The sequence below is a fragment of the Pseudomonas sp. S2_H10 genome (genome assembly GCF_054668285.1).
In genome coordinates, this window is the sequence record NZ_CP162754.1 from 6008276 (window position 1) to 6030000 (window position 21725).

23 protein-coding genes and 1 pseudogene (1 of these 24 cut by a window edge) are annotated in these 21725 nt (G+C 55.5%); 18 read left to right on the forward strand and 6 right to left on the reverse strand.

The genetic code is table 11. The annotated features are described in order from the left end of the window. Positions 1-2: 2 nt before the first annotated feature. Positions 3-251, reverse strand: a complete 249-nt coding sequence (locus AB4O16_RS27245) for a hypothetical protein (RefSeq protein WP_460156293.1) — start codon at positions 249-251, stop codon at positions 3-5. A 190-nt stretch (positions 252-441) separates the two neighbouring features. Here AB4O16_RS27245 and AB4O16_RS27250 point away from each other — a divergent pair, with 190 nt between their 5' ends. The 12 genes and pseudogenes from AB4O16_RS27250 (at position 442) to AB4O16_RS27305 (ending at position 11490) form a co-directional block, all read left to right on the forward strand. Further along, a complete protein-coding gene (locus tag AB4O16_RS27250) occupies positions 442-843 on the forward strand; it encodes a hypothetical protein (RefSeq protein ID WP_460156294.1) in 402 nt (133 codons plus the stop codon). Between the two features lie 55 nt (positions 844-898). Beyond that, positions 899-1507 (forward strand): tail assembly protein, encoded by a 609-nt coding sequence (locus AB4O16_RS27255; protein ID WP_460156295.1) that lies wholly within the window; start codon positions 899-901, stop codon positions 1505-1507. 57 nt (positions 1508-1564) lie between these two features. Next, positions 1565-5518 (forward strand): TipJ family phage tail tip protein, encoded by a 3954-nt coding sequence (locus tag AB4O16_RS27260; protein ID WP_460156296.1) that lies wholly within the window; start codon positions 1565-1567, stop codon positions 5516-5518. Positions 5519-5826: 308 nt separating this feature from the next. Next, positions 5827-6696 (forward strand): hypothetical protein, encoded by an 870-nt coding sequence (locus AB4O16_RS27265; protein ID WP_460156297.1) that lies wholly within the window; start codon positions 5827-5829, stop codon positions 6694-6696. 9 nt (positions 6697-6705) lie between these two features. Then, positions 6706-7485, forward strand: a complete 780-nt coding sequence (locus AB4O16_RS27270) for a phage tail protein (RefSeq protein WP_460156298.1) — start codon at positions 6706-6708, stop codon at positions 7483-7485. After that, positions 7485-7775 carry a hypothetical protein gene (locus tag AB4O16_RS27275; protein ID WP_460156299.1) on the forward strand — a complete coding sequence of 97 codons (291 nt, stop codon included), beginning with the start codon at positions 7485-7487 and terminating at the stop codon, positions 7773-7775. The genes AB4O16_RS27270 and AB4O16_RS27275 overlap by 1 nt, the downstream gene beginning before the upstream one ends. Further along, positions 7772-8032 carry a hypothetical protein gene (locus tag AB4O16_RS27280; RefSeq protein ID WP_460156300.1) on the forward strand — a complete coding sequence of 87 codons (261 nt, stop codon included), beginning with the start codon at positions 7772-7774 and terminating at the stop codon, positions 8030-8032. The genes AB4O16_RS27275 and AB4O16_RS27280 overlap by 4 nt, the downstream gene beginning before the upstream one ends. Positions 8033-8091: 59 nt before the next feature. After that, on the forward strand, positions 8092-8517 hold the full coding sequence (locus AB4O16_RS27285) for a cell wall hydrolase (RefSeq protein WP_460156301.1): 426 nt from the start codon (positions 8092-8094) through the stop codon (positions 8515-8517). Next, a pseudogene (locus tag AB4O16_RS27290) lies at positions 8507-9019 on the forward strand (hypothetical protein); the annotation flags it as partial. The gene AB4O16_RS27285 and the pseudogene AB4O16_RS27290, both read left to right, overlap by 11 nt. Before the next feature lie 456 nt (positions 9020-9475). Beyond that, positions 9476-10219, forward strand: coding sequence for a hypothetical protein (locus AB4O16_RS27295; protein WP_460156302.1), 744 nt, complete (start codon positions 9476-9478; stop codon positions 10217-10219). After that, positions 10216-10755: a hypothetical protein gene (locus AB4O16_RS27300; RefSeq protein ID WP_460156303.1), complete on the forward strand. Its 540-nt coding sequence runs from the start codon at positions 10216-10218 to the stop codon at positions 10753-10755. Before AB4O16_RS27295 ends, AB4O16_RS27300 begins: the two co-directional genes overlap by 4 nt. Continuing rightward, positions 10756-11490, forward strand: coding sequence for a hypothetical protein (locus AB4O16_RS27305; protein WP_460156304.1), 735 nt, complete (start codon positions 10756-10758; stop codon positions 11488-11490). It abuts the gene before it with no gap. Between the two features lie 368 nt (positions 11491-11858). Here AB4O16_RS27305 and AB4O16_RS27310 read toward each other — a convergent pair whose 3' ends face one another. Beyond that, positions 11859-12053 (reverse strand): hypothetical protein, encoded by a 195-nt coding sequence (locus tag AB4O16_RS27310; RefSeq protein ID WP_460158094.1) that lies wholly within the window; start codon positions 12051-12053, stop codon positions 11859-11861. Positions 12054-12120: 67 nt separating this feature from the next. On the opposite strand from AB4O16_RS27310, the gene AB4O16_RS27315 reads away from it, so the two are divergent. Further along, positions 12121-12762, forward strand: a complete 642-nt coding sequence (locus AB4O16_RS27315; protein WP_460156305.1) for a hypothetical protein — start codon at positions 12121-12123, stop codon at positions 12760-12762. A 282-nt stretch (positions 12763-13044) separates the two neighbouring features. Here AB4O16_RS27315 and AB4O16_RS27320 read toward each other — a convergent pair whose 3' ends face one another. Both AB4O16_RS27320 and AB4O16_RS27325 read right to left on the reverse strand, forming a co-directional pair. Beyond that, on the reverse strand, positions 13045-13254 hold the full coding sequence (locus tag AB4O16_RS27320) for a hypothetical protein (RefSeq protein ID WP_253561603.1): 210 nt from the start codon (positions 13252-13254) through the stop codon (positions 13045-13047). Between the two features lie 254 nt (positions 13255-13508). Continuing rightward, complete coding sequence (locus AB4O16_RS27325; protein WP_460156306.1) at positions 13509-13961, reverse strand: hypothetical protein; 453 nt, start codon at positions 13959-13961, stop codon at positions 13509-13511. A 1280-nt stretch (positions 13962-15241) separates the two neighbouring features. Between AB4O16_RS27325 and AB4O16_RS27330 the strand changes: the two genes are divergently transcribed. Together AB4O16_RS27330 and AB4O16_RS27335 are read left to right on the forward strand one after the other, a co-directional pair. After that, positions 15242-15409 (forward strand): hypothetical protein, encoded by a 168-nt coding sequence (locus AB4O16_RS27330; RefSeq protein WP_460156307.1) that lies wholly within the window; start codon positions 15242-15244, stop codon positions 15407-15409. 139 nt (positions 15410-15548) lie between these two features. After that, positions 15549-15749, forward strand: coding sequence for a DUF3016 domain-containing protein (locus AB4O16_RS27335; protein ID WP_460156308.1), 201 nt, complete (start codon positions 15549-15551; stop codon positions 15747-15749). 137 nt (positions 15750-15886) lie between these two features. Here AB4O16_RS27335 and AB4O16_RS27340 read toward each other — a convergent pair whose 3' ends face one another. After that, entirely contained in the window at positions 15887-16696 is an 810-nt protein-coding gene (locus AB4O16_RS27340; RefSeq protein ID WP_460156309.1) for a hypothetical protein, read from the reverse strand. 297 nt (positions 16697-16993) lie between these two features. Here AB4O16_RS27340 and AB4O16_RS27345 point away from each other — a divergent pair, with 297 nt between their 5' ends. Beyond that, positions 16994-17539 carry a lecithin retinol acyltransferase family protein gene (locus AB4O16_RS27345; RefSeq protein WP_460156310.1) on the forward strand — a complete coding sequence of 182 codons (546 nt, stop codon included), beginning with the start codon at positions 16994-16996 and terminating at the stop codon, positions 17537-17539. A 381-nt stretch (positions 17540-17920) separates the two neighbouring features. On the opposite strand, the gene AB4O16_RS27350 is transcribed toward AB4O16_RS27345, so the two are convergent. Next, positions 17921-19312: an aldehyde dehydrogenase family protein gene (locus AB4O16_RS27350; RefSeq protein WP_460156311.1), complete on the reverse strand. Its 1392-nt coding sequence runs from the start codon at positions 19310-19312 to the stop codon at positions 17921-17923. Positions 19313-19412: 100 nt separating this feature from the next. Between AB4O16_RS27350 and ptrR the strand changes: the two genes are divergently transcribed. Together ptrR and AB4O16_RS27360 are read left to right on the forward strand one after the other, a co-directional pair. Further along, entirely contained in the window at positions 19413-20291 is an 879-nt protein-coding gene (ptrR, locus tag AB4O16_RS27355; RefSeq protein WP_460156312.1) for a putrescine utilization regulator PtrR, read from the forward strand. 77 nt (positions 20292-20368) lie between these two features. After that, positions 20369-21725, forward strand: the 5' portion of a protein-coding gene (locus tag AB4O16_RS27360) for an OsmC domain/YcaO domain-containing protein (protein WP_460156313.1). Its footprint extends 848 nt past the window's final position; the window shows 1357 of its 2205 coding nt (coding positions 1-1357); its start codon is at positions 20369-20371; the stop codon falls past the right edge of the window.

Sequence of the window (21725 nt, forward strand, 5' to 3'; positions counted from 1 at the left end):
AACTAATTCGTGACCTTGTCTGCGTTCAGCATGTTTTGAAGCTGAGAAAGATCTTTAGTCAGAACGCACAATGGCCACTCGTAAGCCTCGAAAGAAGCACCCTCGGCACATCCTTGAGCAGGTTCATTGATGAAGTGCTGAGCTGCTTTTGTTAAAGCATCACCATCGAATCCTGGTGTTGATCGCAGGGTTGCAGTGATAGAGACGAGGGCCATTAGCACCCCCTTTTCGAATGGAGACAGCATTTCCATATTGACCTCCAGGTCATAAACGCGCCGAAATTGGCGCAATCCCAGTCCTTGGGCTTGCAGGCAAAGGACTGGGGGGTATCCGTTGCGTGAAGGCAAGAGGCTACTATCGGATCACAGCGGGGCGTTACTGGGTTTTCGTACAGGCGCGCCCCAGTGATATGGTTGGCGCTTTCCCACAGGAGTGACCTGCATGAAATTGTTCGTAGGGGCGTTGGCCGTTGCAGTACTGGCTGGGTGTGTGACCTCACCAGTGCCAGCAGATAAAGCTGACCCTGTGCCAAAGGGACGGTTATTTGCTTTCAGTGAAAAGTCCGATGCTCAGCTTTTAGTAACTCGGGACAGCGGCCTCTACGGTTCTGGCTGCAACTACCGGTTATACATCGACGGGACGCTGGCTGCTGAATTCGCTTCTGGTGAGGTTGCTATGTTCGGAGTGAAAGCCGGCAAGCATATCCTTGGGTTGAAGCCTAGCGCCGCATGTGGGGGATGGGGTTTGGTCGAGCGGGAACTTGATGTAAAGGCTGGCGATACCGTGCGACGTAGAATCACGCTATCTGGTGACAATTTCGACATCTCTCCCACAGCAATTTGACATTCACTTATCAAGCTCGCTTCGGCGGGCTTTTTTGTGCCTGGAGGAAAATATTATGGCTGCTTCAGCTGCCAGCTACAGCCCTATGACGACAATTCTTCTCTCTGGATCCCTTGCCGCTAAGTTTGGTCGAACTCATCGACGTCAGATTGATAGTCGACAGGTGTGGGAGGCCTTCAAGGCTCTGAAAGCGACCATCGAAGGTTTTGAGCAGGAAATTAAAAGGCTTGATCGGCTCGGCATGCGATTTGCCATTTTCCGTAACAGGAAGAACGAAGCGTTAGACACCTTTGGCCTGGGTGGAACGAGGGAAATTCGAATTGTGCCAATTGTTTCCGGCAGTAAGCGGGCAGGCCTCATGCAGACGATTCTTGGGGTAGCCATGATTGCCGTCGGCTTTTTTGCCTATGGTTCTACCACCGCCCAAGGGGCGGCGCTTATCGCTGGCGGTGTTGCATCGACGGCCGGCGGCGTGATCCAAATGCTCAGCCCTCAACAGAGTGGCCTGTCGCACAGTTCGTCACCTGAAAACGCCCCGTCCTATGCCTTCGGCAGCGCCAAGAACACCACGGCCAGCGGCAACCCGGTGCCGATCTGCATCGGCGAGCGCCGGTGGGGCGGCATGATCATTTCCGCCTCGATCCTGGCCGAAGACAAAACATAGTCAGCACGCAGTCAGCAGGCCGCCCGAGAGGCGGTTTTTTTATGCCTGGAGGAAAGCATGGGCGCAGTACAACAGATCGATATCCATGGCGAGAAGGGCGGCAGCAGCAAGCCAAAGTCGCCGATCGAAGCCAGCGACAGCCTGCGCTCCACCAACCTGGCCAAACTGTTGATCGCCGTGGGTGAGGGCGAGTTTGACGGTACTCCGACCGATTACGACATCTACCTGGACAACACGCCGATCCGCGATGCCAGCGGCAACTACAACTTCCCCAACGTGAAGTGGGACTGGCGGCCGGGCTCGGTGGATCAGACCTACATCCCGGGCATTCCGTCCGTGGAGAACGAAACCTCGCTGAACGTTGAGCTGCGCAGCGGCACTCCATGGGTGCGCTCGATCACCAACACCCAGCTGTCGGCTGTGCGCGTGCGTTTCGCCTGGCCCGCCCTGCAGCGACAGGACGACAATGGCAATGTGGGCGGCTACCGCATTGATTACGCCATCGATGTGGCCACCGACGGCGGCGCCTATCAGCAGGTCTACCCAGATGCCGTGGATGGCAAAACCACCACGCGCTACGAGCGCTCACGCCGGATCGATCTGCCACACGCTACCACCGGCTGGCAGATCCGCGTCCGCCGCCTGACGCCGAACCAGAACAGCAACAAGATCGCCGACACCATGCTGATCGCCGGCATTACCGAAGTGATCGACGCCAAGCTGCGCTACCCGAACACCGCGCTGCTCTACATCGAGTTCGACGCCGAGCAGTTCACCAACATCCCGGCCGTGACCGTGAAGTGCAAGGCGCGGCGCTGGATGGTGCCCAGCAACTACAACCCGGTGACCCGCACCTATACAGGCACTTGGGACGGCAGCATGAAGTCGGCCTGGACCAACAACCCGGCCTGGATCACCTACGGCGTATGCACCGAGGACCGCTTCTGCTTGGGCAAACGCATCAAGCCGTGGATGGTCGACAAGTGGGAGCTGTACCGGATTGCCCAGTATTGCGACCAGCTGGTGACCAATGGCCTGGGCGGCACCGAGCCACGCTACCTCTGCGACATGAACCTGCAAGGCAAGGCCGATGCCTGGTCGCTTCTGCGTGACATCGCCGGCATCTATCGGGGTATGACTTATTGGGCTCAGGGCCAGTTGGTGATGCAGGCCGATATGCCGCGTGCCCAGGACTTCGACTACGTCTTCACCCGGGCCAACGTCATCGATGGCAAATTCTCCTATGGCAGCGCGTCGGCGAAGACCCGCTACACCCGGGCGCTGGTCAGCTACGACAACCCGGCGAACAACTACGACACTGACGTCATCCCATTCGCCGACCTGGATTTGCAGCGTCGGTATGGCGACCGGCCGATGGAGTTGAGCGCCATCGGTTGCACTCGAGCCTCCGAGGCCCAGCGTCGTGGCAAGTGGGCGATCCTCAGCAACAACCAGGATCGCACCGTGTCGTTCAAGACCGGCATGGAAGGTGTGATTCCACTGCCTGGCCACATCATCCCGGTGGCGGACTCGCTGCTGGCAGGACGCGAGGTCGGCGGGCGCATCTCGGCGGCCGCCGGCCGCGTGGTGACGCTTGATCGCAACACCCAGGCCAAGGCCGGTGATCGTTTGATCATCAACTTGCCGGGCGGGCGCGCGGAGGGCCGTACCGTGCAGAGCGTGAATGGCCGCGCGGTGACCGTGACCACCAGCTACAGCGAGCCACCGTTGCCGCAACTGCAATGGGCACTGGATGCTGATGACCTGGCGATTCCGTTGTATCGCGTCCTGCGGACCAAACGCACGGCCGAGGGCGACTACGAAATCAGCGCACTGCAGTACGAGCCGAGCAAGTTTGCCTCCATCGACACTGGTGCTCGCCTCGAGGAGCGGCCGATCAGCGTCATTCCGATCACGGTGGTGCCGGCGCCGGCCAGCGTCACCCTGTCGGCAAGTTCAGTCGTTTCCCAAGGCATCGCCGTCGCGACCATGACGATCACCTGGCCGGCGGTACCCGGCGCGGTCGGCTACGACGTGGAGTGGCGCAAGGACAGCGGCAACTGGATCAAAGTGCAACGCACCGGGCTGACCAGTGTCGACGTTACCGGCATCTATGCTGGTGCCTATGTGGCCCGCGTCCGCGCGGTGAGTGCCTTTGACATCTCGTCGATCTGGCGCAACTCGATCCTGACCAACCTCAAGGGCAAAGCAGGTTTGCCGCCGGCGGTGACATCCCTGACCGCAACAGCGTTGCTGTTTGGCATTCGCCTGAAGTGGGGCTTCCCGGCTGGCGCCGAAGACACGCAGCGCACGGAGCTCTGGTATGGCCCGGCCAACAACCTGGGCGCGGCAACGAAGCTGGCAGACCTTGCCTACCCGCAAAGCGACTACTCGATGCAGAGCCTGCAGGCGGGCACCACCTTCTTCTTCTGGGCGCGCCTGGTTGACCGGATCGGCAACATCGGTCCGTTCTATCCAGTAGTAGGCGGCGTGATGGGACAAGCCAGTTCGGAGGCTGGGCCGATCCTGGACATGATCGCCGGCCAGATCACCGAGTCCGAACTTGGCCAGCATCTGCTCGATGAGATCGACAAGATCTCTGGCGACGGACCGGAGTCAGTAAATGGTCGAATTGATGCGGCCAAGGAGGAGCTTCAGGACCAGATCGATGGCATCACTGATGCACTGGAATACGTCCCGAAGAAAAGCTACCTGAAAGACGACAACGTGCGCGGCGGCCAGCGCCTGTATACCGCCATCAAGGCCGTGCCTGCCAACGCCGGCGGGGCCAATGCGCCGCCTAATTCGACCTACTGGCTCGACATCGGCGGCATCGTGACGACGGTCAACGCCCAGACTGTGCAGATCGATAAAAACACGAGCGACATCAGCACGGTGGACGGCAAGATCACGGCGACATCGTCTTCCCTGCAATCACTACAGGCGTCCTACCGGGATGAGGATGGGGAAGGGGACTTGGCCGGGGCGCTGAGTGGGTGGGACAGCGCCGCGAAATTTTCGGAGGAAGTGCGAACCCGCGCTACGGAAAGCGAGGCAACGACCATCCACCTGACCACGCTCGATGCGCAGGTCGCAGGTAACCAAGCCGGAATCCGTACTCTGGAGACGGTGCTGGCTACCGACCGCATTGCATCAGCGAGCCGCCTGGAGTTGTTGAGTGCAAAGGTTGGCAGCAATACCGCCGACATCGGCTTTGAGTCCGAGGCCCGCGTTGGGGCTGATGACGCGATCGGGAGAAGGATCGATACGATTGACTTGGTGGTCGGCGACAACACGGCGAAGATCCAGGACGTACAGGACGCTCAGGTGGATACCGACGCGGCGGTGGCTTCGATGCGGACAACCGTCGAGGCCATCTACACGGTAGGTCGGGATGATAATGCTGAGGGCGCTTTGGCTGGAGCATTGGACTCGTGGGACTCGACGGCGAAGTTTGCCGAGGAAACCCGCGTCAGGGCGGACGGTGATACAGCCCAGGCGCGCCGCTCGGAACAGCTGGAAGTGTCTATCGGCAGCACGAACGCAGCCGTGCAGACAGTCAGTGAGGCGGTGGTATCGCTTGACGGCAAGGCCCGCACGATGTGGTCGGTAAAAATGCAGCTGAACAGCCAAGGTCAGTACGTGGCGGCGGGCATCGGCCTGGGCATTGAGAACGGGCCGGCTGGATTGCAAAGCAAGTTCCTGATTAGCGCCGATCTTTTTGCCGTGGTTAACGGCATCAACGGCACGTTGTCCTCCCCGTTTGCAATCACTGGTGGTCAGGTGTTCATGAACTCGGCCTTCATTCAGGACGCCAGCATTACCAACGCCAAGATCGGGGGCTCGCTCCAATCAACCGACTACATCGCAGCCACTCAGGGGTGGATCTTGCCGAAGACCGGCCCGTGGGAACTGAACGGTACGGCGGGCGGGGCACGGATGCAGCTCACCAACACCTCCATCAAGTTTTACCATCCCAACGGAGTGCTGGGGATCGACATGAGTCTCTGAGGGGGGGCAATGACTGGACTTGTACTCAAGGACGCACTAGATCGGGTAATGGTCGATATGACCATGAACATCAGCCAGACAATGGGGTCGGTTACGACGGGCGCTGTAAATGGTGGGACAACCATACCGGCGCCCCCCGCTGGAAAGACCGCGTATTTCATCGTCGTGCCCATCGTGAGCGTAGGCCTCTACGGGAAGATACCCGGCGTGACTCTATCGGGCACGTCGTTGACCTGGGTTTACTCCTTTCCCACGAACGGTTGGGGCTTCTTCGCAGCCAACGCTAGAATCTACTACGGGTACTACTGATGACTGGCCTGATCGTCAAGAAGTTGGACGGTAGCCTGCTCTTCGATACTAGCAAGATCACATATGGGTTGGTGAAGAGCGGGAACCTTGCCTACATCAGCAATTGGGGGCGGAGGGGGCTCAAGTCGCCTGGGCTGGATAAGAACGATGGTGCAAGTTGGACGGCACCTACCGAGATTGTTGCGAATGACAACTCGCTCGATATCATGCACGGGTTCACGCTGGCCAACTTCAAGTCACCCATCGTGTTCCTTGTCGGGCCTGGCTGTCTGAATGGAACCACGCAGTCGGGGACAAACATTACATTCTACTATGTCAATGCGAGCCCCTCGACTAAGTACTACTGCTTTGACCTGATGGCGGACAACATCGCCGGGTCTCCGTACCTGAAGACGTTTGATACCTCGGGTAACTGCACGTTCAATTCACTCCAGCCCGCCTTGAACATCATTGGGACACAGACTCCACCCGCGCCATCCGGCCTCCCCTACACTGGGGGTACTAACCAGATGCTGCAGACGAGTGGGACTAGTGCATCTGGTCGGATCATCTACCCCCGTGCGCAATGCACTTTCACCTACAACTTAACTGCGGGCGTCGAGTACGCGGCCCACCTGCCATGGTCTCGCGGGTGTGGTCTTACAATCGGCACTGACCTGAGTCCTATTGCCCAGGCATCAAACTCGGGGTGTGTTGAGGGCGTATATGGGGGAACGGGCTTTATAACCTTCATGATGGCGAATTCTGCCGCGTCAACCTACGACACCCAGATCCTAGCCGTGAACGGTTTTCAGTGGCAGAACATTCCAACCCTGCTCCCAACGGCGCTGATCATCAGAACTGCAAACCTCCCATTTCCCTTCGGATAAGGAACAACCATGCCCTGGTACAGATCAGGAACAGTCGCTGTCACAAGCGGCAGCACCACCGTGACCGGCACCGGTACGGCCTTTGCCGCCAACGCGCGCGTGGGCGACGGTTTTCAAGGCCCGGATGGGCGTTGGTACGAAGTCTCGAACATTGCCAGCGCTACGGTGCTTTCGATTCTTCCCGCATATCAAGGTGCTACCGCCGCTGGCGGGGCGTATGCCGTGGTCCCGGTGCAGGGGTACGTGAAAGAGTCCGCCGACCGCCTACGGCAATTGGTCGACCAATGGGGGGCGACGTTGGCCGGACTCGGCGCGGTCTCTGTCGAAAACATTGTGCCCGTTGCAAAAGGCGGGACGGGTGGCAATTCCCAGGGTACGGCACGTGCTGGCTTGGGCCTGGGCGCAGCTGCCGTCGCGGCCATTCTCGGAACCGTCTCGCAAGGCGGCGGCGTACCTTCTGGCGCCATATTTGAAAAGGTGGTGAACGCGAACGGCGAGGCCACTAAATTTGCAGACGGCCGGCTTATTTGTGTTGGTCCGATCCCGGACTTCACCGTAGCGGCTGGTGCCGTCGCAACTGTTTCGCCGCTTGCTCAGTTCCCGGTTTTTTTTGCCGACACCGCCTACTCCTTTCAAGCCTTTGGCACACCTCAGGCAAGTCTTGATGTGTATGGCTACACCACAGATACCTCGAGGCTGAACTGGTCTGCCAAGGGGATTTTCCGCAATGGCCCGACCGCTCAAACAATCGCCAATGGTCGGTATTTAGCAATAGGAAGGTGGTTCTGATGATCATCAAGCTTTCACCGCAGGGCGGCCGGCCGCCGCTTTCAGTTCAAAAATCCGGCGATGTGCTGATCATCAATGACGAGTCGTTCGATTTTCGGCAGCTGCCGGAGGGTGCGGTTCTGCCCTGGTCGGCCGTTCATTGTCAGCATGTGGTGGGCGATGTGACCCGGCGCAATGGTGACCTCATTATCGCCCTGGGGATTCCTTGCGACGCGGATTCCAGTATCGCGGTCCGCTTCCCCAGTGACATCGTTAATCCTCCCGATGGTGATGTGAGGCTTCCAGAATGAACATCGACTTCAGTCAAATGGTTACCGCCGAGCAGCAGCAGGAAGATCGCAAGAATGCGGAGCTTGAAGCTGCGCTCAATGCGCGTCGAACCGCTTACCTTGCCGAGTCAGATCCGTTGCGGTTGGAGGCTGACTATGACGCTCTCTCCCAAGGCCTGGAGCCTGACTACACCGCGTGGCTCGCATCGGTGGCCGCCATCAAAGCCCGGTACCCGTTGCCGGTGAGTGCCGAAGCGTCCGAGTCCAACGAAGCCTGAGTGCCAAGCGCACACCAAGGCCCGCCAAGTGCGGGATTTTTTTTGCCCGGAGAAAAGTGATGACCGTATCCGAGAATGACCGCGACATCCTCGCTCGCACGCTGTGGGGCGAGGCCCGCGGCGAATCCTTGGCCGGCCAGATCGCCGTGGCCTGGACCATCCGCAACCGCGTTAACGACGGCAAGACCAAGTCATGGTGGGGGGAGGGCTATGCCGGCGTGTGCCAGAAGCCTTACCAGTTCAGCTGCTGGAACAGGAACGACCCGAACTTCATCTACCTTAGTGGCGCCAAGAAGATTCCATTTCGTGAGCTCGCGCAGGCGCGGATTGCCGCTGACCGAGTGGTCGATGGAAAGGTGCCGGACCCTACCGGCGGTGCCACGCACTACTACTCGACCACCATGCCGAAGCCGCCGGCCTGGGTAAAAGGCGCCAAGCAGACGCTAGCGCTCGGTCACCACCTGTTCTTCAAGGATGTGCCATGAACCCGGGCACGGTGAGGTTGACGCTGGTGGGTTTGCTGGCGCTGCTGCTGATTACTGCCGAGGCGTTTGGAAGGTGCAGGACTGGCGCTACGGTGGGCAGCTCGCCGTCCAAGCGCTGCTTCACCAGTCCGACCTGGGCACCCTCAGCAATGCGGCCGCCGCCCGGATCCGGGCCGATCAAAACAAGCGCCTGGCGCTAGAGCAGCAACTTTCGGCCAGCGACCAATCCCACTACGAGGCTTTGACCAATGCACAGAAAGACCAGGCTCGCCTGCGTGATCGCCTTGCCACTGCTGATCTGCGGCTGTCAGTTCTTCTCGACGCCACGGATTCAGCCAGCGGCTGTGCAGTGCCAGCCGGTACCGGCGCCGGCGGCATGGTTCATGGAGGAACACACGCCCGACTTGACCCAGCGCATGCTCAACGAATTGTCGGAATCACCGACGCCGGTGACCAAGGACTGATAGCGCTCGCGGCGTGCAAGGCTTATGTGCGGACTATTGACTATCGCGCTCCCGCTTCTCTTGAGCAGTTTTTGGTTCTCTCGAAACTAGTGATCCCCTTGATCGGAAGCGAGTAAAAAAGTCTGCGGACTGTTCCCAACAGCTCGGAGTTGTCGTCGTGGAGACGTGTCAAACGGGCGAAATGGCACGGAAGAAGGGTGTGATGTCGTTGATATATTGTAATATTTCCAAGGGTTGAGCTGTTGTGTGCCGGCATGGACGACTGCGCAAATCCCCAGAATTTAGTGCTTTTCAGCATAGGTACACTGGATTAAATCAAGTAGTAATGCTTGAGTAGACCTATGGATATTGCGATGAGACGTTTTCATGGAACCGCACACGTAATACACTCCACCGATGAAAGGTCTACCATTCTGCGCCACGGGCATCACGAGATTGCTCACAAGGCGGGTAGGACAAATGGTTGCATTTTGATTAAAACGAGGAAATTGCAGATGGCTTTGCCGGAAACCAGCGCATGGCGCGTTGAATCCCTTAGGTTTTCCTTTTTTTTCGCCGAGCAACAAGATGGTCGTAGTAAAGATTGGTGGAAAGGGTTCACTGGGGCAGAGCCGGAAGCCGCTGTGAATAAACCCCAAATGGGGGAGTATACCGAAGCCGGTGTATATAATGGCGGTCAACTTGAACTCAAGGTCGCCTTCAATCGTATTGATTGGGTTTGGTCATTCCCATTTGTTGGTATGCCAGGTCTGCAAATGAGCCAGAGCACTCCAAACATTGATGAAGCCATTCGGATCATGATCCAGCAGATTGAAGGATGGCTCGTTACTGCGGGTGCTAATTGTTTAAGGATTGCGTTTGGAGCAACATTGCTGATGCCGGTTGAGTCAGTTCGGGAAGGTAATGTTAATATTTCAGCGTATTTGCCATTTTTTAATCTCAATCCTGAGTCCGCAGCTGATGTATTTGTCCAGATAAACGTTCCTTCGGTGACGCCGCTAGTTAACGGTTTGTCGGTGAACAATATAACTAAGTGGGCTGTTATCGGTGGCCAGTTCATGCAAATGATGCCAGGTGGCTTTCCTCAAATAGTAACTAATAACCTTTTGCGTTGTGAGTTTGACCTGAGCACAGCCGCTGATCGTGCTGAGGTTCTTCCTCAAGGAAAGCTACATGGGTTGTTCATGGAGATGATAGATTTTTCTAAACTGACTCTAAAGGCCGGAGTGAGGCAATGAAAGTATTGAATGGCACAGCATATGAGGATGATGAGGTAACTTTAGACTCGATGCGTGAGCTATCAGTATTACGTGATGACTTGAATTCGACTTATTTAAGAGCGCTTGAGGTCTCATATAGCGTTACGTCTATTAAAAAAAACTCGTTCCTCTCCTGCAGGATGGCTTTAGCTGAATCAGTGAGGCCCTCTAAGGTTTCTATTGGTTTCTCTCATGGCGTTGGAATTTCGAATGTTGAAAACGCAATTGAGGTTCTATATCAGTGGGAGCATGATAAAAAAGGGCGACTAGCATCGGCTTATGCGGTTCATTTTGTTGAGAGAAACTTTTCGAATAGGAACCTTTCTGCTGTTAATAAATTGATGCTTGAAGCCTCTACAGATCGCCTAACCGAGTGGTCAATGGTGGCAATCTTACGGGCATCATTCTCAGCAAGAGATTTTCTTCCCGCGTGGCCAGCTTTTTTCGAATCAGTCAAAATTCGCTTGGCGGATGATGAAAAAATAAAGCAGCTATTAATAGGACTTGGTCGTTAAGTGAGCATGAAGCTTGAGCTGTACGAGTTTAATGCGCCATTGCCAGAGAACGTATTGTTGGCATTGGCTATTGCAGGAAGGGTGGAGCCGGATGGGCAGAGGCATACTGGCTTTGTTGTGAGAGATTTTACTGATAGGTGCCTTCTCTTTCATTTGGGGAGTAATAATAATTATGCTCAAAATGATTTAACTGATGAGTATTCTTATCTGTTGGTTCCTGCATTAGCACCAGCCACTGCCAATGCGATTATCTCATTTTTATTGTTGCTATTGCAGAATACAAATGGACAGGTGCCGTATTCAATTGCATGGGATAATGTTGAGTATTTTGATAAGGAAGGGCAGTTAGTAAAAACTGGTCCGGCGGATGGGTTTACTTGTGCGACATTTGTTTTGGAAACATTAAAGCGGTATGGGTTGGAGCTTGTAGATCGAGCAACTTGGCCAATCACTAAAGCAAGTGAGGATTGGCAGAAGTGGATACTGCCGCTGCTGAATCTTCCTGTTGAAAATTATAAGGCTCAACTTGAGCTTGCGGGTAAGTATCCTCGGGTCCGTCCTGAAGAAGCACTAGGTGCAGCTCATTACTATAAGGGCGAGAAACTTCCCTATCCTGTCGTTGCTCCCGCCGGTGTTGAAGTTGTCAAGGAAATGATTCGTCTTCGTGTTGTTGCTACTCAAGCTGTGCAGGACGAGGAAAAAGGTGGTGATAATTTGAAAGCTTCTGTTAGCTGATCAAATAATTGGTCAGGCATTGCTGAAGAGAAGTCGAGCGCCTTTGATTCGTTTTTTCGGTTTGCGGGATATAATCATCGTAAGTCTTTCTGTAATAATTAAGGTTGTGTTGATGGTTGACCCATATTCTGGAGCTATTTGATATGGTGTCTTTGCTTGGTGGTTTGTTCTACACGTCTCGCTTGTATTTTGTCGAAGTTCCACACGGTTTGTAAATTGCCTATTCAGTAGCGATTACTGGCAGCATGGTTTAAATTTTATTTGCTTTGTAATGATCGTGCAGGATTGTAAAGCTTCAGTACTAGTGGATTAATTTGCTTCATGCCTTAGAATAGTTGGCTAGTTTTGGCGCGCTCCGCAGATTTCGTTCATTCAGGTGTCAAAAGTACTGCCAGTTTGATCTTGATGAACTCTTCGTTCTTATCGATAGCTTCCAAGGCGCCGCGCACATTGTCGGCGACGTCGGCTGACCAGCGCTGCTCGACCCAGTTCGACGACCCCGTGATGCCCAATTTTAGGGGAATTTGCTGTTCGAGATTCTTTCCGTGGCCCCTGTGATAAATCCCAACTTGACCTGTGGTTAATCCAGCTATGCTGGGAGTTCCGAAGACACAACATGAGGACACAGGTATGCCCCGGCTAATTGCGAAAATTGCTCCAAGGAAAAACGAACCTGAATGCGAAATATGGGAGGATGACAACCTAAGGGTGTATTTCACTGCAGATGCCGACATCGATGCAGACGGGGCTAACGGCCAGTTCGGAGAGCTTGCTGCCTACATGCTTGGTGATAAAGGTAGTGACTACCTTCAAAACGGTGGAATGTATGAAAGTGACGGTAAGGTTTACTGCAAAGAACCAAATAAAGGCAACATTGCGATCCTTGATGATGACGGCCACCCCAAAATCTTCGACGGCGGTATTGTGGGGTGTAAAACAACGTACAAGGACCCAACCAAAGCTGCGGATGATCCATATGCCTACGTTGATGCTGCAACAGTTGCATACATTGTGGTGCCAGGACAAGTGATAGAGGAGACAGAGGGTGTTGTCATCGGTTGTCTCGCCCGCGCAACTTACAATGGTCAGTCGGTTCAATGCGTAGTAGCTGATGTGAGCTCACGGAAGAAAATAGGTGAGTTGAGCATAGCCGCCGCAGCCGCTTTGGGCATAAATCCCAGCCCTAGGCATGGGGGTACAAACGATCCTAATGTGTTGTATGAACTCTGGCCGGGTGTTCCAGCTGACGGTTACGTTCTGATTCCATCCTGAAGCAAAGCCCACATCCCTTGGGCATTGAGAAAGGCCTAACCGAAGGGAAAAGATTGAGCGACGCGGTACAACTTTTGATGAGGGAGATCATCGCCCAATCATTGGTCAGGCCCTGCATACTGTGAACAGTCACGGAGTAAGCGTGTGCCAAGTACAGCGGTTTATTCGCTGGCAGCTTCAACACGTGTTCGGGCTTCCTATCGCGGTCTGTGGTTGAAGCCAGTTCGATCATCCGTTGGTTGTACAGTGCATACGCATACTGTCGCCAATGGCCGATTGCATTCATTCCGGCGCCATCATCACCGCGAGCGTCATCTTGATGAACTCCTCATTCTTGTCGATGGCTTCAAGGGCACCGCGTACGTTGTCGGCGACGTCGGCTGACCCGCGCTGCTCGACCCAGTTCGAAAGCTCCATGATGGCTGCTTCCAGGGCGAGCTGGTTTTCGTTGATCTTGTACAGCAGGGAAGGGAGTAGGTCTGAGTTTGGCATCGTGAATCCTCCGTGGAGTTTTCAGCGTAGCAGGGGCGAGCTATGGATTTGGAGATCAGGTCGGCAGAACGCCGGGGAAGGGTGGTACTACTGTAGGAATATACAACGCTAAGTTACTGATTCTTATAGGGTGAAGTCGCTATTTTCGCCCCGTGAAAAACACCATTTTTTCCTTGTGGATCAATTGCTTGTTGATGTTTCTGGGTCACCTTGACATGGTAGTGGTTAACAGCCAGCGAAGGTAACCCGCATTTTTATGAAGTAATCAACTGAGGTGTCAGGTAAACCCATGCGGCGTATGTGAAGAAACACATCCCAAAACAAAAGCAGCAAAACCCGATAAGCCCTGTCCCCCAAGTCCATACATCCCACCAGGCAGATGTATCGGGGGATTGCTCGCCTGAATCTATTTGCCGGCTATTGAGTTGGCCAAATCTAAAATCTCTTGCCAACATGAGCAAAAGTGTGAATCCGATCAGCACCATAGCTGCGGTCAGACTCACCCAAGCCCCGCGGACGGGATAGATGGTTTCAGTCGGTAGCTTGACTCCTGCCGAGAAGAATCCTGCGCAGACCGCAAGTGCACCGCCGCTGACCAAGAAAAACATCTTAACTATGTCCTGGGCTCGCTCCGTGATCTTCTCTTGAGAGGCATTGTGCTCTTCGATCAATAGGTTGCGTTCGATATCCTGTTCGGGTTTTGACACCTTAACTTCCTTTCTCAGTGACAGGGCGCGCGATTTTAGTGGGTAGAAACTAGCTTGAGGACAGTTTAGCTTTACAGCACGGTTGGTTACGACAACGTGCGCAAAACCTCCTCTAGAGACTGCGTGTTTTCGTTTGCATAAGCACGAAAAAACGGATGTTTTGCTACCCGGTAAATTGCTGGTTATCCTGACAGAACAATGACTTATGGGTCTACAGGGCTCAGCATGGGGTGCTAGGGGTCGAGTGTTCGAATCACTCCGTCCCGACCATATTTTTAATGAAAAAGCCCAACTCTAACCAGTTGGGCTTTTTCATTGGTGGGCATTTTTCGGGACTTCATCCAGTTTTCCTCTTCGGGCCCGCTAGCGCCAAGCTCCGGGGGTAGGGCTCGCGAACCTTTTTTTCGGGTCCAGCTTGGCCAACATTGGTACCGGATCAAGCCAGGGCTGCGCTCTTCATCCCGCCAATTTCTCGCACAAAGCCAGAGCAAACGTATCACCCGCTCGATTGAGATATTGGTCGTGCGAGGTGCCATCGGCTTCAACTGCTTCCCGTCCGGCAACACCGTTGCCTTCAAGCGATCCCTCATGAACGGTTCATCGACTTGCTACCGATGTAGGCGTCTGCCCATTCGTCGAGCTCGATCCGGTCGAAGCCAAAGCCCTGTTTGCCGATCGGGAATTCGCGCACGTTCGGCCCGACCGTTTTGTTAAAATATTTCTTAGTCGGCCAGGTAAGATGTCTGAATGCTTGATTGGATCCAATCTGCTAGAATCTGATCACCTACCTGACTCTGGCTCTTTACCAGGCACGGATTGCCAGGCCAGAGTTGGGCGGGTTCCTGGGCGGCGGTGTACTGCTCGCTACTTGGGCCGTCGGCGTAGTGGTGTATCCCGGTCCATATCTGCTTGGGTCATCAACATCCGGGATTATCATTTTCTTTAGCGGCTGGTCTGCTCTGTACGCCAGAAAAGACTGAGGCGCCGCCCTCCGTGACCGAGTGTGGCAATTTGGTTTGGGGTGGGTATTTGTGTTCGTCCCGGCATGGAGCCGATCCGCGTTGTCTTGCAATGGGTGCCAGGCGTCGAGTGTTCGAATCACTGCGTTCCGACCACTTAGTAAAATCAGGCACGAAACTAGCGACGGCAGACCAACTGTCACCCAAGGCGCTGCATCTGCCGCCAGCTCACCCGGGGAGCGCGTCGTTGTTTCGTGATCGTTGACTGAGGGAAAGGATCTGCATATACAGTCCGTTCTTTCAATTTTGTTTCGGTAAGTCATGAGCGAAGAACGAGATATTCCCGAGCCTGAGCACGATCACCTGCTCGATCATGAGTTTCATAATGACGAGTCATGGGGCGAAGACGATGCCCAGGCAGTTTTTGACGAAGAAGACGCAGAGGATGATGACGTTGATTTTCTGGATCAGATAGACCAAGAGGACTGACACGGCAAAGTCCAGCGGTTTCATGGCACGCAAGTTACCGGCATGGCTGTTCGGGTCGAATCAAGCTCAGCGGGCATGCACTTCGGGCGTAAACTGAACACGGTGCAGCAGGCGTGGAAATGCGCTGCACCCGGAGGTGATGTCATGCGCTCAACAACCGTCCGTGCTCAAACAAAACGGCCAGACCGTGAGCCAGACCGACGCGAGGGTCATGGATCAGTCCTATCTCCAGCGTCCGGGGCGTGCCGGCAGAAGTGACAGGCTCTACTCCGAGAAGGCCATGCTCTCGGACTGGTTCCGGAGACAATTTGCCGGGCAGCACCAGAGCGGGTTGAGTTGAACCAGGCTGCGCTCTGAATCGACCGTTCGGTTTGGGGAGTATGGGCCAGAAAGAAAACAGCCCGGCGCATGGCCGGGCTGCTCATCAGGCTCCACGTCTAACATGATCAGCGTGGGTTGAAATGAAAAAAGTCACTGCTATAGGGTTTTGAAAGCCAGTGGGAACTTGCGATCGAAAAAGCTTGGGTCTGTGACAATCAGATTGCTGCCTTGTACACCGAGTGAGACGCCTTTTACCGTAAAGTAAGCGCCTTCAATCTTTACTTTCTGGTTGATAAGCTTTTGCCAAATGTATTTCTCCCCGTCGGTCAGGGTGTCTCTCGTGTCAACCAATCCGATACCGTGTTGTTCGCCAGTATTGGTAAGTGATTCAAGATACAGCCAGCCTGTCCACGGGCCAGTGCCCTGTTTGACGTAGCCCAGCAATCTTTCCTGGCGTCGGGGCAGGTCGTTTGGTACGCCTTCGATCTGGTAGTCGGGATCGCCTTCTATCACGTAATCAGCCGAGGTAATGGGTACTTCGCGAGCGAGATCCTTTGCATATTGCAAGGTCCGAGCGGAGGCAGCACCGGCCTTTTTAAACGCGTCGCCGACCCCATCATTTTTTAGGAAGATAGCGTAGGTTTCCAGATTGATTTTGGACATGAACATAATGACATTGCCTGTGCGCACACTTTTAAAGTAGCTATAAAGCGTGGCATCCATGTCGTAGCCGGCTTTTTCAAAAGCTTTGTTCATGTACTTGGCGTAAACGTAGGATTGCTCCGGGGTAGGAAAGGCAAACTTGGGTACCCGGGCCATTTCGCTATTGAAGTCGTCTTCGTAGTTATCCTTGAAAGCGTTTACGATTCTTTGCGATGCGGCCATGTCCAAAGGGGCAGCAGGTTGAGCTGCCTGAACGATCGAACACAGGGACAGCAAACAAGATGATAGAAAAAATCGAAACATGAGGCATCCTTGAGAGTACGGCTGACTAATCTCCATGCGGCCAGCCCATGATTTCAGGACGCGTTCAATCCACCGAGTGGGTGCATGAAAGCGTTGGGAGTCATCTTGGATCGGCCGGAGGTGTTGGATCTTTAGGCCAGTTCAGGTCCACACCGAAACGAAAAAGCCCGACGCGAGGCCGGGCTTTCTGTAGATGGGCCAAATCCCTTTGGCTGACTGTATTGTGCTTGATAGGTGTGACGAAGGTGTGACAGAAACCCGTGGTATGGACAACATGAAAATACAGGGATTTGAGCGATGAAAGGAAAGTTACTTACAGCGGCGGCTCTGTCACTGATACCAGGCGGGTCGATTTTTATACCCCGACTTCTTGTCTCCCGAACGAAAAACACACGTAGCGGGAGTCGAGCATTTGTCGACGAAGTCTTCAACACACAGAAACTGCTCGCTCCAGGCTCTATTGTTGCGTGCGACCTCGCTGGCAACTGGGACCATACCGGTATCTACGTTGGCCGCAACAGGATCGTGGAACGAAATGGTGATGGGACGGTAAAGAAGGTTTCGGTCAGCGACTTCATGGATTCCTCCGTAATTCGCACGGGTATCAGCCTTTTTATCGCTTGCAGCAAAGGTAAACCTATCTCGAGCCCGGACATCGCTCGACGAGCCAGGGCCATCGCCGGGCATGAACCCGGCTACTGCCTGATCACGAATAACTGCCACAAGTTAACTGCTTTCTGCGCTACTGGAGTACGACACGACATCACAAGTTTCGATTCGCTCTGCTCAGTCCTCCACAAGCGTTTTGGCCCAATCGAATGGCGGTCAGTGAAGCGCAATTGAAAGACTTGAGCCCTGCACAGGTGGGAGGCTGCTCAATGGCAGGCTGGGTTATTTTCCCCTGGATGTGAGCCTGCGCCTCGCAGGAGTTCCATGAGAATCAGCACCGCCAGTGTCCATCCAATAAAACCAGTCATGGCGACAGCAGTCGGGCTGGTCATATCTGTTACACCCACTCATCAAGAGAGTAGTGCCGGGGCAGGATCATCTGGCAGGGGCATGGCGGCTTCTCCTTTGTTCGACAGCAGGCAGCAAAAAGCCCGCTCAGCGGCGGGCTTTTCACGGGGGTCAAATCCTTTTGTCCGTTCAATCTGCGCTCCACGATGTGAGCATTTCGTGAAAAGCATGTCACTGATACGAGAAAAACCGCAGCACTACCCGCCCTTAACGCCGATCCAGCCAAACCGTCTGTGCATTACAGAATTCGCGCACCCCGAAATGCGAGAGCTCGCGGCCAAAGCCACTTTTCTTCACGCCACCAAAGCTGACTCGCGGATCGCTGGCGCTGTAGCCATTGATGAACACACCGCCGGTTTCAAGTTCGCCGGCCATCTGTTGGGCGAGTTCGCCATTGCGCGTATAGATAGTGGCAGTGAGGCCGAACTCGCTGTCATTGGCCAGCTCCAGCGCGTGGGCTGCGTCCCGGGCTGTGATGATCGAGGCCACGGGGCCAAACAGTTCCTGTCTGAATGATGTCATCTGGTCGGTCACGTCGCCGATTACGGTCGGCTCATAGTAGTTGCCGGGTCCTTCGGCCTTCTTCCCGCCCATCAACAATGTTGCGCCTTCTTCCAGTGTGTCGCGCACCTGTTGATCCAGTTCATCGCGCAGATCGAAGCGAGCCATCGGGCCGATATAAGTAGTGGCGGCCATTGGATCGCCGACGACCAGTTGTCGGGTGGCCTCGACGAACTTGCGGGTAAATGCCTCGACAACGCCTTGCTCGACAATCAGGCGTTTGGCGGCGGCGCAGACTTGTCCGGTGTTTTGATAGCGCCCGATCACGGCGGCTTTTACCGCCTCATCGAGGTCCGCGTCGTCGAGCACGATAAACGGGTCGGAACCGCCCAGCTCCAATACGCATTTCTTCAGCGCTGCTCCGGCCTGAGCGCCGATCGCCATGCCTGCACGGACGCTGCCGGTGAGGGTGACGGCCGCGATACGTGGATCGGCGATCGCTTTGGATACGCCCTCGGGCGTGACGTTGATGACCTCGAAAACACCCTCGGGAAAGTCCGCTTGCTTGAAGGCTTCGAGCAGCAAATATGCGCTGCCCATGACGTTTGGCGCGTGCTTGAGCACATAGGTATTGCCCGCGAGCAGCGTGGGGACCGCGCCGCGCAGCACCTGCCAGATGGGGAAGTTCCACGGCATGACGGCGAGAATCGGGCCGAGGGGGCGATATTCGATGCGTGCCTTGCCGCCTTCAACCTGGGTCGGTTCGGGGCTCAGCATGGCGGGGCCGTGTTCCGCGTACCACTCGCAGAGCTGCGCGCATTTTTCAACTTCGCCGCGTGCCTGGGCAATAGGCTTGCCCATTTCCAGGGTGATCATGTTTGCCATGGCTGCGGCGCTATTGCGCAAAGCCTGGGCAAGATTGATCAAAAGCTGCGCGCGTTGCTCAACCGGTTTGCTGCGCCAGGCACGGAATCCGGTCGTGGCTCGCGTCAGTGTGGCCTGCAATGCCGAATCGGATTCGAAAGGGTACTGGCCGATCTGCTCGCCCGTGGTGGGGTTGATCGAAATGGCATGGGTAAGGCTGGATACGTGGGTCATGGCACCGTCCTGCAAGGTGGGAATGTGCTCAGGTTATGGTGGTATATGTTTTCTGGAAACTGAATAATACTGAGCATAACGTTCACGTTTGGAGAATGACTTGGATTTGGTTCAGCTCGAAATCTTCAAGGCTGTGGCCGAGCACGGCAGCATCAGCATGGCCGCCCAGCATATCCACCGGGTGCCATCGAATCTCACCACCAGGATCAAGCAGCTTGAGCTGGACCTGGGGGTGGACCTGTTTATCCGCGAGAAGAGTCGCCTGCGCTTATCGCCAGCCGGTTGGAGCTTCCTGGATTACGCTCGGCGTATTCTCGACCTGGTTCAGGAGGCGCGCGCCACGGTGGCGGGCGAAGAGCCACAAGGCGCATTCGCCTTGGGATCATTGGAAAGTACGGCAGCCGTGCGTATTCCGGAGCTGTTGGCCGCCTACAACCAGAAGCACGCCAAGGTCGAACTGGACCTGTCCACCGGCCCCTCGGGGACAATGATCGATGGGGTGCTGTCGGGGCGGCTGGCCGCGGCATTTGTCGATGGGCCGGTGTTGCATCCGGCTCTGGAGGGGGTGCCGGCATTCGAAGAAGAAATGGTCCTGATCGCACCGCTCAATCATGAGCCGATTCATCGGCCCAAGGATGTGAATGGCGAAAACATCTATGCCTTTCGCTCCAACTGCTCCTATCGCCATCATTTCGAAAGCTGGTTCGCCAATGGCGCGGCGGTGCCCGGCAAGATCTTCGAAATGGAGTCCTATCACGGCATGCTGGCCTGCGTCAGCGCGGGTGCGGGCCTGGCGTTGATGCCCCGCAGCATGCTCGAAAGCATGCCGGGGTGCACGACGGTCAGTGTCTGGCCATTGTCGGAATCCTTCCGTTATTTGCGCACCTGGCTGGTATGGCGCAGAGGGACGGTGTCGCAGAGCCTGACGATGTTTGTGCGTTTGCTTGAGGAACGCGGTGTCGTGTTGATCGATAAATAGTGGAAAGTTAACGGTCCGGGCTGAAAAACCGGATAATGGCGGCCAAATTGTTTAGCTCGTTATTCTGGTAATCGCACATGGAAATCAAGGTCAACTTTCTCGACAACCTTCGACTGGAGGCCAAGTTCGACGACTTCACGGTGATTGCCGACCAGCCCATTCGCTACAAGGGCGATGGCTCGGCACCGGGGCCGTTCGACTATTTCCTGGCTTCATCCGCGTTGTGTGCGGCGTACTTCGTGAAGTTGTATTGCGAGACTCGCAATATCCCCACCGAAAATATCCGCCTGTCGCAGAACAACATCGTTGACCCGGAAAACCGCTACAACCAGATTTTCAAGATTCAGGTCGAATTGCCAGCGGACATCTCCGCCAAGGACCGTCAGGGGATCTTGCGTTCCATCGACCGTTGCACGGTAAAGAAGGTGGTGCAAACCGGGCCTGAGTTCGTGATTGAAGAGGTCGACAACCTCGACGCCGATGCCCAGGCATTGCTGATGCCACACTCGACTGGCGAAGCAGGCACCTACATCGTGGGCAAGGACCTGCCGCTGGAGCAAACCATCGCCAACATGTCGGGCATCCTGGCCGACCTGGGCATGAAGATTGAAATCGCTTCGTGGCGCAATATCGTTCCCAATGTGTGGTCGCTGCACATCCGCGATGCGCACTCGCCAATGTGTTTTACCAACGGTAAAGGCGCGACCAAGGAAGGTGCGCTGGCATCGGCACTGGGCGAGTTCATCGAGCGGCTCAACTGCAACTTCTTCTACAACGATCAATTCTGGGGCGAGGACATCGCCAATGCGGCGTTTGTGCATTACCCGGACGAGCGCTGGTTCAAGCCTGGCCCGAAGGATGAACTGCCGACTGAAATCCTCGACGAGTACTGTCTGAAGGTCTACGACCGGGAAGGCGAGTTGCGTGGTTCGCACCTGTACGACACCAACTCCGGCAACACCCAGCGCGGCATTTGTTCGCTGCCGTTTGTGCGCCAGTCGGACAATGAGGTGGTTTACTTCCCATCCAACCTGATCGAAAACCTGTTCCTGAGCAATGGCATGAGCGCCGGCAACACGCTGGCCGAAGCGCAGGTGCAGTGCCTGTCGGAAATCTTCGAGCGCGCGGTCAAGCGCGAAATCCTCGAAGGCGAAATGGCCCTGCCGGACGTACCGCAGGAGGTGCTGGCGAAATACCCGGGCATCCTGGCCGGTATCCAGGCCCTGGAAGAGCAGGGCTTCCCGGTGCTGGTCAAGGACGCATCGCTGGGCGGGGAGTTCCCGGTGATGTGCGTGACCTTGATGAACCCGCGTACCGGTGGCGTGTTTGCCTCGTTCGGCGCGCACCCGAGCCTGGAAGTGGCGCTGGAGCGCAGCCTGACAGAGCTGCTGCAAGGTCGCAGTTTCGAAGGCCTGAACGATCTGCCTCAGCCGA